A 13,227-nucleotide genomic window follows, 5' to 3' on the forward strand; every position below is an offset into this window, starting at 1 on the left:
TGTGCGTCACTTTACCGAGCTATATTTTGAAAAAGTACCTTATTCCACAAATAGACCTGTCTATTGTGTTAGCGATTCTGTCTTTGATGTTACTGAGTACCTTAACGATATGGAGCGCCAGTGGTTATAACGAGGCCGTTATCACCAACCACCTAATTCGATGCGTTATTTCACTGTCTTGTCTTGCGATCATGTCGTCGATTCCTGCCAAACAGTACCGCCGCTTTTCACCATATCTGTATTTTTTGACGGTAACACTTCTGGTAGCGGTCGTGTTTGCCGGTGATAGTACTAACGGCTCCCAACGTTGGCTGAGCATTGCTGGGTTCCGTTTTCAACCTTCTGAACTGGTGAAATTAGCCATTCCTATGATGGTGGCATGGTTTATCCAGCAAGATGGTGAGAGACCAACAGGGATGAAGATTGTGTATGCCATGATACTGACCGCCATCCCCGCTGGGCTTATCTTTGTTCAGCCAGATTTGGACGGGGCGATATTTGGTGTGATTTACATGCTATTTGTACTCTATTTCGCGGGAATGAGCTGGAAGATCATCGGTGGTTTTATTGGTTTGGTCGCGACAATGATCCCTTTGCTCTGGTGGTTTGTTATCGAGAGCTATCAAAAGAAGCGCATCCTGCAGTTTCTTAACCCCGAAAGTGATCCATTGGGCTCTGGGTATCAGATTATTCAGTCACATATTGCGATTGGTTCAGGTGGTATCACGGGTAAGGGTTGGACTAATGCAACGCAAAGCTCGCTGGGTTTTATTCCTGAAAGTCATACCGACTTCATTTTTTCCGCCTACGCAGAAGAGTGGGGGTTCATTGGTAGTGTACTGCTGTTATCGCTCTATTTATTCATCACGCTGCGTACGCTCTGGCTTTCCTGTCATTGCCACCATGCATATAGCCGCCTGGTGACGGGCTCGTTGGCATTAAGCTTCTTTCTATATGCTTTTATTAACACGGGCATGGTGAGCGGGATATTACCGGTGATGGGTAGCCCCCTGCCTTTCTTTAGCTATGGCGGGACCGCCATGATCACTCAAGGTATCTGCTTTGGAATCATTATGTCGCTATGTCGTGCATCCTCACGATTTGAGTCCTGACGATAACGAGGAAGCAGTTATTGCTGCAATCGAACATTGACATTGTTTGATGATCAAACTAAATTTAAATCAAATAATTTGATAATCAAACAATATAATGAAAATAGCTAATGACACACTGACTCATCATCACCATTTTTCTAGCCACAATCATCAAGGTGAAAAGCGAACGTTTTACGTGCTGCTTCTTACGTTGACCACGATGGTAGTCGAAATTGTTGCGGGTACGGTCTACGGCTCTATGGCGCTTTTGGCAGACGGTTGGCATATGGGTACACATGCTGCCGCGTTCTGTATTACTTTGTTCGCCTACCGATATGCCAAAAAACATCAGAGTAATGATAGATTTTCATTTGGCACTGGAAAGGTCAGTGTGCTTGGTGGCTACACCAGTGCCATTGCACTTGGGATTGTTGCATTATTAATGTTGGTAGAGTCGGTCCATCGCTTGCTTAATCCACAGTCGATTCAGTTCAATGAAGCGATTATCGTCGCTTGTATTGGCTTAGCAGTGAACGTCATCAGTATGCTGCTGCTAGGTGACCATCACCACCATGGACATGATGATGCTCATCATCACGAGCACTCACACCATCATGGACATACACATCACCATGATCATAATTTGCGAGCAGCCTACTTACACGTGCTAGCAGATGCGCTGACTTCCGTGATGGCAATTGTGGCCTTGGTATTAGGAAAGTTCTATGGCTGGAATTGGCTCGATGCGGTGATGGGCATGGTCGGTGCGTTAGTGATCAGTAAGTGGACATTGAACTTACTCAAGCAAACAAGCCCGATTCTGCTTGATGAAAACATCGATGATAAATATCGAAAGGCAATCCAAGATGAGCTTACGCCAGTAGCCCTTGTTACGGATTTACATATTTGGAAGGTGAGTGGACACCATCACGCAGCGGCGATTACGCTAATAGACAAAGCGGGTATTTCACTGGATGAGTATAAGCAAAAGCTAAGCAAGTTTGATAAGATTGACCATCTCACTTTAGAAGTACATTCAACATAATGCGAAACTTAGAATCGTTAAATCAGTTGCTTACCGAGTTTTATGACAAGATGTCTTCATGGGAACAGTCAGTGGTCAAAGAGACAGGCTATTCCCTTGCACAAGTCCACACCATTGAAGTGCTCGGTATTCATGGTGCAATGAGAATGAAAGAGCTTGCCGACAAGCTCGGCATTACTACGGGCACATTAACGGTTCAAGTAGATAAACTTGTTGCTGCCAACCTGATGGAACGTTTGCCACATCCTAATGATCGTCGTGCCATCGTGGTGGCGCTGACACAGCAAGGTCAAGAGATTCACCGTCATCATAACCAGTTGCATTTGGATTTGGTTAAAGATTTAACTAGGCATATCGAGCCAGAACAAGAAGCCTTGTTGATTTCATGTCTCACAAAAATGAATAGCGAGTTCTAGGCTAGTCGAAAGCCAGGCTATCGACGAAGAGTTGATAGTCTAAATAGGCGCGACGTACTCGCTCTGGTATTGGCTTTTCATAAATCCGAGCATCGTCAATTTTCGCCATTGACCAACCTTGAAAAATGACGAGCTCATAACCACTCAATTCTTTCCCATTTGTCTGTGACAATAGCTGATAGCGGATATTCTGGACGTGATACCAAGGCGAACTCTTGCCTCGAAAGTGATTAAGAATAGGGTACTGAATTAAAAATATTTCACAGCACATCAACTGAGCCAGCATACAATCGACGCTTGATCTCTGTTCTTCAGGGTAGAACAACAACACCTTTTTGAGCTCTCGATTACATTCCTGAATGATACTTGGCAATTCCTCCTCCCTAATCTCATTGATAATGATAAGTTGCCACTCGTCGTGTCGAGTTAAGTCACAAGGGACTATTTCAGCTTAGCAGTGCACTCAAACAAAACAAAAGTATTGGTCACTATTAGTCTCTTATTGGTTTGCAATAAACTTATTTGTTACCTAAATAGCCGTAGTCAAATTTAATTAATTAAAATGTTATTAATGAGTTTGATAGATAACGAGTGCATATTCCAATCGTAATTTAATTAAATAAGCTAATTGTTATTTTTTCGCTTTGTTATTTAAGAATAATTTCTCGCTTTTTACGATTAACTCTTAATTAATACTTCAATTTTTATCTTGAGAGTTGCCATAAAGTAGCTTTAAATCAATGGTTTAAATTTCAACTTTGTCAATTTAATTTTCTAGAGTATATGCTCTTATTGAGTGTTCACTCTTCGGGTTTATTTAGTGATTTGAAGTGCAAAAAACAATCAATAGTAAACCTTATTATTTGCAAGTTAGTGACAACACCTTATAGCTAAATAGTTCATAAATGGTCACCGAGGTGATAGTTCGTGAATGAAAATAATTAAAATGGCTAGATAAGGAAAGATTACATGCACAACACAAAAGGTTTTTTTACCCTGTCATCACTAACCTTGGTTCTACTTGGTACCTCTATAGCGAATGCTTCTCAGATAGCGCCATTCAACGAGGATGATTTTCCAGCTAAGTACATTATTAAGTTCAAAGAAGAGGTTTCTAGAGACGCCTTCTCTGCGGACGGTCCAGAGCCAAGTTTGAATCAGTTGCCAGAGAATGTTCTCCAAGCTGCCCAAGCGCGTGCGGTGGAGAAGATCAGCGCTGAGCCGATTTACAGCATAGAGGTCAACGATGCTGAGCTTTCAAAGTTAAGAAGTCATGAACAAGTAGAGTATGTGGAAGTTGACCCTCCCCGTTTTCTACTAAGCGAAACAACGCCGTGGGGATACAACGCCGTTAATGCGCAGTTGCTTAGTGATAGTAATGCTGGCAATCGAACCGTTTGCATTATTGATTCGGGCTACGATGTTAGCCATAACGATCTGAGTGGAAATCGTGTTCGTGGTACCAATGACAGTGGAACGGGTTCTTGGAGTGAACCGGGATATAACAATGCTCACGGTACGCATGTTGCGGGAACCATTGCTGCCATTGCAAATGGTGAAGGTGTGAAAGGAGTCATGCCAAATCAGCAGGTGAATCTACATATTGTTAAGGTTTTCAACGAGTCGGGGTGGGGTTATTCGTCAAGCTTAGTGAAAGCAATACAAACCTGTGCAGAGAATGGTGCCGATGTTGTGAACATGAGTTTAGGTGGTAGCCAAGCCAGCCGCACTGAGCAAAATGCTTTGCAGTCATTGTCCGACCAAGGCGTATTGCTCATCGCCGCTGCAGGTAACGATGGGAATACCGCACATAGCTATCCAGCGTCATACGAGGCGGTAATGTCTGTGGCAGCTGTTGATAACAACGAGGATCATGCAGCGTTTTCTCAGGCTAATGACCAAGTAGAGATTGCTGCTCCGGGTGTCGCAGTACTGTCTACGGTAACCGTTGGAGAAGGGGTGTTGAGTGACATTGTATTCAATGGCGTCAGTCAGTTTAAGCGTGGTGTGGTATCGCACAACCGCAAGTCAAAAACCTCTGGCCGTTATTTATCGGACCCAATCTCAGGATCCTTTAGCGGAGAATTAGCACAATGTGATGTGTCGTCTGGCGATTATCGCTGCGGCGATCTTACCGACAAAGTGTGTTTGACTGAGCGTATCGAGAATCAACGCTCTGGCGTTCGCCCTGAGATAAATGCTGTAAAAGCCTGTTATAACGCAGGTGCTAGGGCTGCTATTGTCTACAGCAACAGTGAATTACCAGGTTTACAGAACCCGTTTGTATTGGATGACAACGACCAATATCGCTTGATTTCAGTAACGGTAAATAGGGAGTTCGGGCTAGAGCTTGCCGCTCAACAAGGCCAAATTGTTACCGTTTCCACATCAAAAGGGCAAGACTACGAGTATTACAATGGAACTTCCATGGCTACGCCACATGTTGCTGGTGTAGCAGGACTAGTGTGGAGCTATCATCCAAATTGCACCGCGTCACAAGTTCGCCGAGCATTAACCGCAAGTGCAAAAGATATCGATGTTGCTGGCAGAGATAACAGAACCGGTTATGGCTTAGTCGATGCTGATGCGGCAAAGCGCTATCTCGATCAAGGTTGTAATGGTCCGGATGGTGGGCAGGGAGAAACGGTGTTAGTTAATGGTATTGCTAAAGGGCCGCTCCAAGGTAGTGCTCAATCAAGTCGTCTGTTCACATTTGATGTACCCGATGATGCAACCGAGCTCAGCTTCTCATTAGTGGGCGGCAGCGGTGATGCTGATCTTTATGTGAGTTTTGAGCAAGAGCCGACGAATCGTCGTTATGATTGTCGCTCATGGGAATCTGGAAATAATGAACGCTGCACAATAAGTGACGTCTCAGCAGGCACGTATCATGTGCTGGTGAAGGGCTACTCGGCGTATTCTGGTGTGATGCTCACCGCCGCTCATAATGGTGCAGAGAGCGGCACTCAACCACCATCCACTTACACTAACAACAGCGCGGTCGAGATCCCTGATAACAATACTAGCGGAGCAACCAGCCAAATAGAGGTCTTACGCTCTGGTGACTCCGGAAGCCTTGAGGTCACCGTGGACGTTAGCCATAGTTATATCGGAGATCTTAAACTGACATTGATCTCACCGACCAACAGTGAAAAAGTACTGCATGAAAATAGTGGGGGTTCTGCCAGCGACATCAAGACCAGCTATTCTTTAGACTTTTCTGGTGTTGAGTCTAAAGGGAACTGGACGCTTAAAGCGGTAGATAGCGCTCGCCAAGATACCGGAACAATCAATAGTTGGACACTGTCATTTCAGTAAGGAGTGGATATGAAGAACTACATACCTTCTCGCTTTCAATGGCTAACTTGGTTAATCGGATTTGCCCTTGTATTTAGCATGACAGCAAGCTACGCGGACAACCCGGCCTTTCCACCAATAGATGAGAGACCAGTGGACATGGCAGAGCAGCCAACCCGATTTTACGTTAAGTACACTCAGGGAGCGGAGCAACAGGTGAGGGAGTTATTAATGTCTCATCAATTAGAAGTAGTCGAGGTATTGGACAATCAGAGGGTGTTTGTTGTCTCTGGTGAGCAGGAAAAGGCTGATTCCTTAGCTGATAACGCATTGGTTGAGTACGTGGAGCCTGAGCCAACGAGGAAACTGTATTCTCAGTAATCCGATGCTTCATTTCAAGATACTGAGTAGGCGTTAACGAGAATGCCTCGGTCTGATAATCAGGCCAAGGCATCTATTCAACGCCATCTAAAGAGGTGGCGTTGATAACAAGACTAGCGAAAAGAGGCCTAAAACACGCCATTTTCATTTTCGATATTGCCACCACTGATAAGTGAATATACTCGCATTGAGAAGTCGAGCGCTTGAATCGAATCCCAATGCTCTACAATCCGACCATCTTCAATACGCCAAGTATCGATAATATTCATCCCTTTTTGATCGTTTCCTCTGTCTTCACTGTTGAGTGTGGCGTGAGAGTGAAAAATCACATAGTCACCGTCAGCATAGATATGTTTTACATCATAGCTGTACTCTGGGTAGTCCTCGACAAACTCCTTGAGAAATCCAACTAGCCCAGTGACTTTATCGGGGAGGTTTCGGTTGTGCTGAACGTAAGAACTATCATTGTAGTGCTCCATCACATAGTCAAAGTCATGGTTGTTCATTAGGTGCTGAACAAAATCAGTAATTAGTGCGGCATTTTTCGCTTCTTGTTCTGTCCAGTTCGCTTTTGTTAAGTTTTTAAAATCAATAGTTAAAGTGTCTGCTGATTGTGCGCAGACGTGGCTAGTCACGATAATAAGGATGAATGTAGTTAGTGCTTTAAACATAGTTAACTCCCTTTCACAGTTTTCCATTGGTTACTTTTAGTAACTATAGTAATTTATAGTAACTTGCAGTACAATAAGGCACCAAAAGATGCGTTAGTTACCTTTTGGTAACTGTTGGCGGGTTTGGTACAGAGAAAAGGTAAGAAGTTATGGTCAAAGCAACAAAGACGGAAAGGCGTGTGTTTTATAACACTCAGGACTGTCCCGTTAGAAACGTGGTAGCTCAAATCGGTGACAAATGGTCGTTGCTTATTTTATTTGCACTAGTGGATGGGCCTGACCGATTTAACGATTTAAAGTCTAGAATTGAAGGAATCTCTCAACGTATGTTGACGCAAACTCTTCGTGACTTGGAAAGAGAAGGTTATGTAAATAGGACCGTTTACCCAGAAGTACCTGTTCGCGTGGAATATGCGTTGACTGACTTAGGTAAACAACTAGTTAAGCCATTATATGAACTTGTTCAATGGGCCGAGAATCATAAACCTAATATTGAGCAAGCTCGCGCTGAGTATGATAGTAAAACAAAAGGCTAGAAAATGATGTGCATGTCATAGCGTCTAAAGAGTCTTAAAAGTTCAACCATATGCGTTTTATTCTACATATCTAACTCTCTATTTTCATTGGACTACATACTCCTGAAGCCCTTCTCTTGCGCGAGGGAGACTGATGATCATCCGCAATGAAGGTATTTACATAAACTTCGCTTCAGCTCTTGAATAACACTCACCATCCACATAAATACCACTATTTAATATATACAAACCTCGTTTGCTTTTTAAGCAATGAGCTTGTACTTCAATTAACGTGTTAAGAGGTATTGGCTTGATAAAGCGAACATCAAGCTGGGCTGTCATGGCACAAACGTCGCGAGAGAAAAGGCAGTGGGTCATGGCGGCATCATGTAGAGCGCTGATTGCCCCACCTTGCATGACATCTTGGTAGCCTTGCACATTCTCCATGGGTACGATTTTAGCTCTTACTCCACCATCTAACGTAGGAATGAACTCAAGAGTTGTATGTGGGTTGAAAAAAGGCTGGCAGCAAATGGCGCATTGCTGGTGGTTGATAGGATGATGAATAGACATAACGTACCTTCAGGTTAATGGACTCCTTAAGCTTTGCCAGAGATACTATAAATATAACTGGCATATGCCAATAATTAGTTGTGAGAAATTAGTGTTCATATAACAAGGGTGACAGGTGTTTTTCAGATAGAGTGCTCCAACACTGGCAACAATGATATAAACGTTATAGCGGCTAGGCTGATATTAAACATGCGCTGTTTTAAGGTGGTATTGAGATAAACTCGGATTTTTTGACCAACCCAAACCCAAGTGATATTGGCAAACAGTCCAAATGTCGTAAATACTAGGGTAATCAGTGCCACAGAGAGCCAATAGCTGGAGGGTAGGCTATAGCTTGTTACCAAAGCGAGTGATGCCATCCAGGCTTTCATATTACCCAGTTGAAATAACGTAGCCTGAGTCATATTGATTGGTTTGCTCTTGGTGGATTTTCCGGAGAAAGGGTTGGTACATAAAAGCTTTATCATCAACCAAAACATATAAGCCAGACCAAGGTATTTTATTGCTAGATACCAACTAGGGTGAGTCGTAAGAGCGACACCTACGCCACATGCACAGAGCAGGATCAGCCCGGCTACACCAATACGAATACCAATCAGATGTCGCCATGATTTCCGGATACCAAATTGTGCCCCTGAATTGGCGAGCAATAAATTGTTCGGTCCCGGGGTGATGGCGGTAACAAATGCGAATAAACTCATGGCCGGCATTAAGTCCCATAATGTCGTCATTTCCTTTCTTCTCCTCTCAAACAAGTACAGACAGCCCAAGAGTAAAGGTGCTCAGAGAGATTGACCTACAGTTAATGCGTCATGGTGACAATTCTTTGGTTTCATTTTCGTCAGGCCTTATTTATCCTGATTACAAGAAAAAATTGTACCCCTTTGGAGAGAGGCAATGTTAGTCCCAGATATATCGGGTCGTTCCGGACCTAAGTTTATGGCACTGGCTGATGCGATTGCTGAGGTGATAGAAAGTGGTGAGCTGGCGCCGGATACTAAATTGTTACCCCAGCGTATTTTGTCTTATCGATTGGGTGTGACAGTTGGAACGGTGACAAGAGCTTATCATGAGCTTGAGCGAAGGGGATTAACGGAGCCCAAAGTAGGAAGCGGGACCTATGTTCGGAACAGAGAAACTGAACGGAACCACTTTTATCATCCGGTATTGGAAGAAAAAGGTATTGATTTGGCACGCTGCCGACCTTTTTTGTTATCGCAGCCGAAACTTCTTGCTGACGCATTGAAGGAGTTATCTCACGAAGAAATCGCGCAAGCAGCGGTACTGGATTATTACTCCGCTGATGGCATTCATGGTCATAGCGAGACCCTTCGACAATGGCTGATGACCAAATTCAATATAGATATTGATGCCCGACGTGTGGTTTGGACACATGGAGGGCAGCACGGAATATCGTTGATTATACAAGCACTAAGCCGTCCCCAAGATACTATTCTTGCTGAAGGCTTGTGTTATCCGGAATTCATGCACGCATGTCAACAAGCCGAACGAAAGTTAGTGCCAGTAAAAGTTGATGAGCATGGATTAGACCCGGAAGATTTGGCTTTGCACTGTAAGAGACATCGCCCCAAACTACTTTACCTAACACCGGGAGTTCAAAACCCGACCGGAGCCCAGCTATCGGACAGCCGAAGACTGAAAATCATTGAAATATGCCGTCGCTACAACGTGCTAATTATTGAGGACGATGTGCTCTACTGCCCGCCGTCTCATCGAAAGAGTCCGTTAGTTGCTATCGCTCCGGATATTACCTTATACGTGGGTAGCTTTTCTAAGTACTTTGCGGGTGGGTTGCGACTAGGCTTTATCATTCTACCATTGTCTTTCAAGGACTTAATGCAACGTGCGCTACGAGCCAGTTGTATGTATGTTAGCCCGCTAATCATTGATCTGGTGTGTCGCTGGCTAACCAGCGGTGCGATGCAAGCTGTGGATGAAGAGATCGCGATGGAACTCAATGCACGTCATCGGGTCTGGAAGACGGTATTTCCCAAAATCCAGATTGATGTACCTGGCTACAATGTTTGGCTACCTTTGCCGGAACCGCTAACCGGGTATCATTTTAACCAATCGTTGCTGAAATATGGGGTCAGAGTGAGAGAAGCAGAAATGTTTGCTGTGGGTCGTTATGAAGTTCCGGCAGCGGTGAGGATATCTCTGGCAGGTCCATCAAGTCGTCCACAATTGCAATCAGCTTTAGAGATTGTAAGAGAGCAAATTGCACGGCTCACTTAAACTTTATCGTTTGTGTTGTTTGCGTCAGCAAGAGGCTCACTAATTCACTTTCTTCGAGATTCATTGAGGCAATAAAACAAAAATGCCCACGAGACAAATATCTAGTGGGCATTAAAATTATTTAATTAGCAACTGAGAGAGTTACTCGTAGTCAGAAGCGTAAGTGTCTTCGTAAGAGTGCGAGTAGAACTCAAATAAGTTACCAAACGGGTCTTCTAGGTAAACCATTTGCGCTTGCTTAGAATCATCTTCTGGGTGGTAACGGTGGATATCCATGCGCACTTTACCGCCAAACTCTTCTACACGTTTGATTGCTGATTCAAACTGCTCTTTTGGCAATTGTAGACAGAAGTGGAAGATACCTAGGCGAGAAAAGTCAACGTTATGACGTTCTTCACGGTCAACCATTTCGAACAGCTCTACACCGATACCGTCATTAGTTACTAGGTGAGCAATGTTGAAGCCTTTGAAGCCTTCACCAAATACTGCAATACACATACGACCGATTGCACTTTCGCGCTCTTCGATTACTTTAGTGTTGTTCATTACAACGCGAAGGCCTAGCGCTTTAGTGTAGAACTCTACCGCTTTGTCCATATCGCCAACCATGATACCAACGTGATTCATTTTCATAACTTTCTCCAAAAACTGATTTGATTATTCGTTTCGTGTTTCGTTTCGATGTGGAGAAGTATAAGTATGACTGGTGGTTTTTAAAAATTATCAATAATTATAAAAATGATAACATAGCGTTATTAATGGATTTCATAGGGCGTGTGCTGGCAAACATAGGCGTTTCGTTGTTGTCCAACAGCCTTCGAAAGCAGACAGATTGCTAGCAAGTGTCGAAACAGGCTTTTCTCTATTTCTGAAAGGCAGTTGCTCTTTATGAGCTTGATGTGGGTATACTCCAACCTCAACCTCTGTTGGTTGACCTGCTTTCCAAACATTGGGAGCGCTAAGTACGTGGTCATATTTATTTATCCATTACAAATAGGAAATTCTCTCCATGCGTAAATCAGATAAGAAAGTTGAAAATTTAATTAGAGACGTACTGACCGAAGTATGTGAAGGGACGCTAAAAAACTACGATGGTTTTCTTTGGGTGACTCATACTGTTAAATTCTTTTCTTTTCCACAGAGCTTAAAAATCGTCTGCGTATTCGAAACGAATCAAGATAGAGCAAACTTTTTAATGGGAGAAGGTCAGCAGCATGTCTCAACAACTATCTATGAGGCGTTTAGTAAGGTCGGGGTGCAACTAAAGAACGTAAGTAAGCAAATTAGTTACGAGATACGGTAAAGTGCCCAAATCCAGTCATTCCTGTAGCTTACTTTTGCCCCAAAGTTAGTTAGATCAAATACTCTACACATTTTAGGGGCGTGCATTTTCCCTACAAAATCTTATCCGATGAAAGAAGATTGGACCATTCGCTCTTTTGAGGCATGAATTGGCTGAAAATCGTCTTGCTCAATATCGCTGGAATTACGTGAGAACTTTCGGCAATATCTAAAGTTCGCATCCTAGATGTTAGGCCTATAAGGGCATTAGATTGAACGCGAGTATTACTAGCGTTATGATTGGTTTAAGTTTGAGCAAGAACGTAATGAAAAAGCCTTGCGTGAATGGTGTTCCCTACAAGAACTTGATGTCAGCGGTTAAAAATAAGGATTAAGCGTTGCGTAGCCAGAATTAAATTGCAGTCAATAAAGATACGGATTTCAACTACAAATACTATGCTTATGGTATGCTAGCTGACCAAAACCTATATATGTCATAGGGTTTGTTATCTTCGTTCGGTTCTTATGAAAGTTTCCAGAGAGGGGGGCGAGGTGCTGCTTAAACAAGAGTCTACCCCAAGTATGGATTTATACCTCGACTATTCATCAAAGCAAAATACAGGGTTACAAACTGATTCTAGTTATCTGAAGGAACACTCGAGTAGTCCTGATTCTGGCTCTACAAGGCGTTATTTATGAGCGAACACATACAGGCTTCTACTTAGCGTGCTCCAAATGGCAGGTTTATATGAGGTAATATCGGTATGTATCATTTGATTGATTTGATTGCTTTCTTGAAAAGTTACTACTGGGTAGCATTTTTACCTTTATTGGTTTTAGTAGCGATACAAGGTCTAGGGCTGATAAAGAATAGGACAATTAGGTTAGTTGCTTGTGTTTCATTCGCGATGATATGGGTGTGCACACTTTTTTTATCTAGGCACATTGTAAATATCAACATTAAAGATAAAGTTGTGAATTTCCTTTCTCATCCAGTATCAGGTTATACAGTATTAGTTAATGATGTCAAAACAGATGGCACTCAAATTATCAAGTCACTACGAAAACTGAGAACAAACCAAGAGTACAGAGGTTTCTCAAGAAACAACTATACATATAAACTAACGATTTACAGAGGGAATGAGGCCTATGAATTTCAAGTTCGTAGCCACGACTCAAATCCTCAAATGAAGCTAGTTAGGTTTAACATAAATTATAAAAGCTATATCTTCACAGGGAGATTTAAATTGGATCTCTAGGCCATGGTTGTTTCTAGCAATATGTAAAGCAGTGCCTGTTAACTGATTACATGATGTTTTCACTGAATCTGCAATGCCTGAAGTTATTCATTAATTGCTAATGTTCAATTTTCCGAAACTGATAATTGTCCAGAAGCTTCACAGATGGCACTTAGAAACTCAGAAGTACCCCAAACCTTCTTACGGCCTGATAGCATGAGGCAACGTAATAACCCAATTATCCTAATCTAAAGACTGTCTATAGGTGTCAGTCCTTACGAAACAAAGCGTTGGTTACCAGTAGCAAGTTGAACGAGTTAGTGGCGAACTAGCAACAGAGTGGGCCATAATACTTGATGAATTTAGCAAAGCGGTATATTCAATGTTACTTTCCGCACAAGCTCAAAATGAGAGAGTGGTTGTTTATGGAAGACATCGTTGTGGTGACTGCATGATAGAG

At 42.9% G+C, this 13,227-nt stretch carries 13 protein-coding genes; 8 read left to right on the forward strand and 5 right to left on the reverse strand.

Features of this window, described 5'->3' with window-relative positions; genetic code table 11:
- The first annotated feature begins 26 nt into the window (after positions 1 to 26).
- The 3 genes from rodA (at position 27) to OH456_RS22000 (ending at position 2,555) form a co-directional block, all read left to right on the forward strand.
- On the forward strand, positions 27 to 1,112 hold the full coding sequence (rodA, locus tag OH456_RS21990) for a rod shape-determining protein RodA (RefSeq protein WP_006069915.1): 1,086 nt from the start codon (positions 27 to 29) through the stop codon (positions 1,110 to 1,112).
- Between the two features lie 97 nt (positions 1,113 to 1,209).
- Positions 1,210 to 2,139 (forward strand): CDF family Co(II)/Ni(II) efflux transporter DmeF, encoded by a 930-nt coding sequence (dmeF, locus tag OH456_RS21995; RefSeq protein ID WP_268665652.1) that lies wholly within the window; start codon positions 1,210 to 1,212, stop codon positions 2,137 to 2,139.
- Positions 2,139 to 2,555 carry a MarR family winged helix-turn-helix transcriptional regulator gene (locus OH456_RS22000; RefSeq protein WP_006069917.1) on the forward strand — a complete coding sequence of 139 codons (417 nt, stop codon included), beginning with the start codon at positions 2,139 to 2,141 and terminating at the stop codon, positions 2,553 to 2,555. The genes dmeF and OH456_RS22000 overlap by 1 nt, the downstream gene beginning before the upstream one ends.
- 1 nt (position 2,556) lies before the next feature.
- Here OH456_RS22000 and OH456_RS22005 read toward each other — a convergent pair whose 3' ends face one another.
- The gene (locus OH456_RS22005) at positions 2,557 to 2,928 is read right to left on the reverse strand and encodes a hypothetical protein (protein WP_088876053.1); all 372 of its coding nucleotides are present in this window, start codon (positions 2,926 to 2,928) and stop codon (positions 2,557 to 2,559) included.
- A 596-nt stretch (positions 2,929 to 3,524) separates the two neighbouring features.
- Between OH456_RS22005 and OH456_RS22010 the strand changes: the two genes are divergently transcribed.
- Together OH456_RS22010 and OH456_RS22015 are read left to right on the forward strand one after the other, a co-directional pair.
- Entirely contained in the window at positions 3,525 to 5,873 is a 2,349-nt protein-coding gene (locus OH456_RS22010) for a S8 family serine peptidase (RefSeq protein WP_270034261.1), read from the forward strand.
- Positions 5,874 to 5,882: 9 nt separating this feature from the next.
- Complete coding sequence (locus OH456_RS22015; RefSeq protein ID WP_006069920.1) at positions 5,883 to 6,233, forward strand: hypothetical protein; 351 nt, start codon at positions 5,883 to 5,885, stop codon at positions 6,231 to 6,233.
- Positions 6,234 to 6,361: 128 nt separating this feature from the next.
- Here OH456_RS22015 and OH456_RS22020 read toward each other — a convergent pair whose 3' ends face one another.
- Positions 6,362 to 6,904: a nuclear transport factor 2 family protein gene (locus OH456_RS22020; protein ID WP_124940119.1), complete on the reverse strand. Its 543-nt coding sequence runs from the start codon at positions 6,902 to 6,904 to the stop codon at positions 6,362 to 6,364.
- Positions 6,905 to 7,053: 149 nt separating this feature from the next.
- Between OH456_RS22020 and OH456_RS22025 the strand changes: the two genes are divergently transcribed.
- Positions 7,054 to 7,440, forward strand: coding sequence for a winged helix-turn-helix transcriptional regulator (locus tag OH456_RS22025; protein ID WP_006069922.1), 387 nt, complete (start codon positions 7,054 to 7,056; stop codon positions 7,438 to 7,440).
- Positions 7,441 to 7,596: 156 nt separating this feature from the next.
- Here the strand turns inward: OH456_RS22025 and OH456_RS22030 are convergent, their stop codons facing one another.
- Together OH456_RS22030 and OH456_RS22035 are read right to left on the reverse strand one after the other, a co-directional pair.
- Positions 7,597 to 7,992 carry a PaaI family thioesterase gene (locus OH456_RS22030; RefSeq protein ID WP_006069923.1) on the reverse strand — a complete coding sequence of 132 codons (396 nt, stop codon included), beginning with the start codon at positions 7,990 to 7,992 and terminating at the stop codon, positions 7,597 to 7,599.
- Between the two features lie 122 nt (positions 7,993 to 8,114).
- Complete coding sequence (locus OH456_RS22035; RefSeq protein WP_006069924.1) at positions 8,115 to 8,723, reverse strand: LysE family translocator; 609 nt, start codon at positions 8,721 to 8,723, stop codon at positions 8,115 to 8,117.
- Positions 8,724 to 8,889: 166 nt separating this feature from the next.
- Between OH456_RS22035 and OH456_RS22040 the strand changes: the two genes are divergently transcribed.
- Complete coding sequence (locus tag OH456_RS22040) at positions 8,890 to 10,248, forward strand: aminotransferase-like domain-containing protein (protein WP_270034263.1); 1,359 nt, start codon at positions 8,890 to 8,892, stop codon at positions 10,246 to 10,248.
- A 141-nt stretch (positions 10,249 to 10,389) separates the two neighbouring features.
- Here the strand turns inward: OH456_RS22040 and OH456_RS22045 are convergent, their stop codons facing one another.
- Entirely contained in the window at positions 10,390 to 10,881 is a 492-nt protein-coding gene (locus OH456_RS22045) for a VOC family protein (protein ID WP_006069926.1), read from the reverse strand.
- Positions 10,882 to 11,257: 376 nt separating this feature from the next.
- On the opposite strand from OH456_RS22045, the gene OH456_RS22050 reads away from it, so the two are divergent.
- Positions 11,258 to 11,551: a Fis family transcriptional regulator gene (locus tag OH456_RS22050; RefSeq protein ID WP_124940117.1), complete on the forward strand. Its 294-nt coding sequence runs from the start codon at positions 11,258 to 11,260 to the stop codon at positions 11,549 to 11,551.
- Positions 11,552 to 13,227: the final 1,676 nt, after the last annotated feature.

It is taken from the genome of Vibrio sp. La 4.2.2, assembly GCF_027586995.1.
Classification (GTDB): Bacteria; Pseudomonadota; Gammaproteobacteria; order Enterobacterales; family Vibrionaceae; genus Vibrio; species Vibrio mediterranei.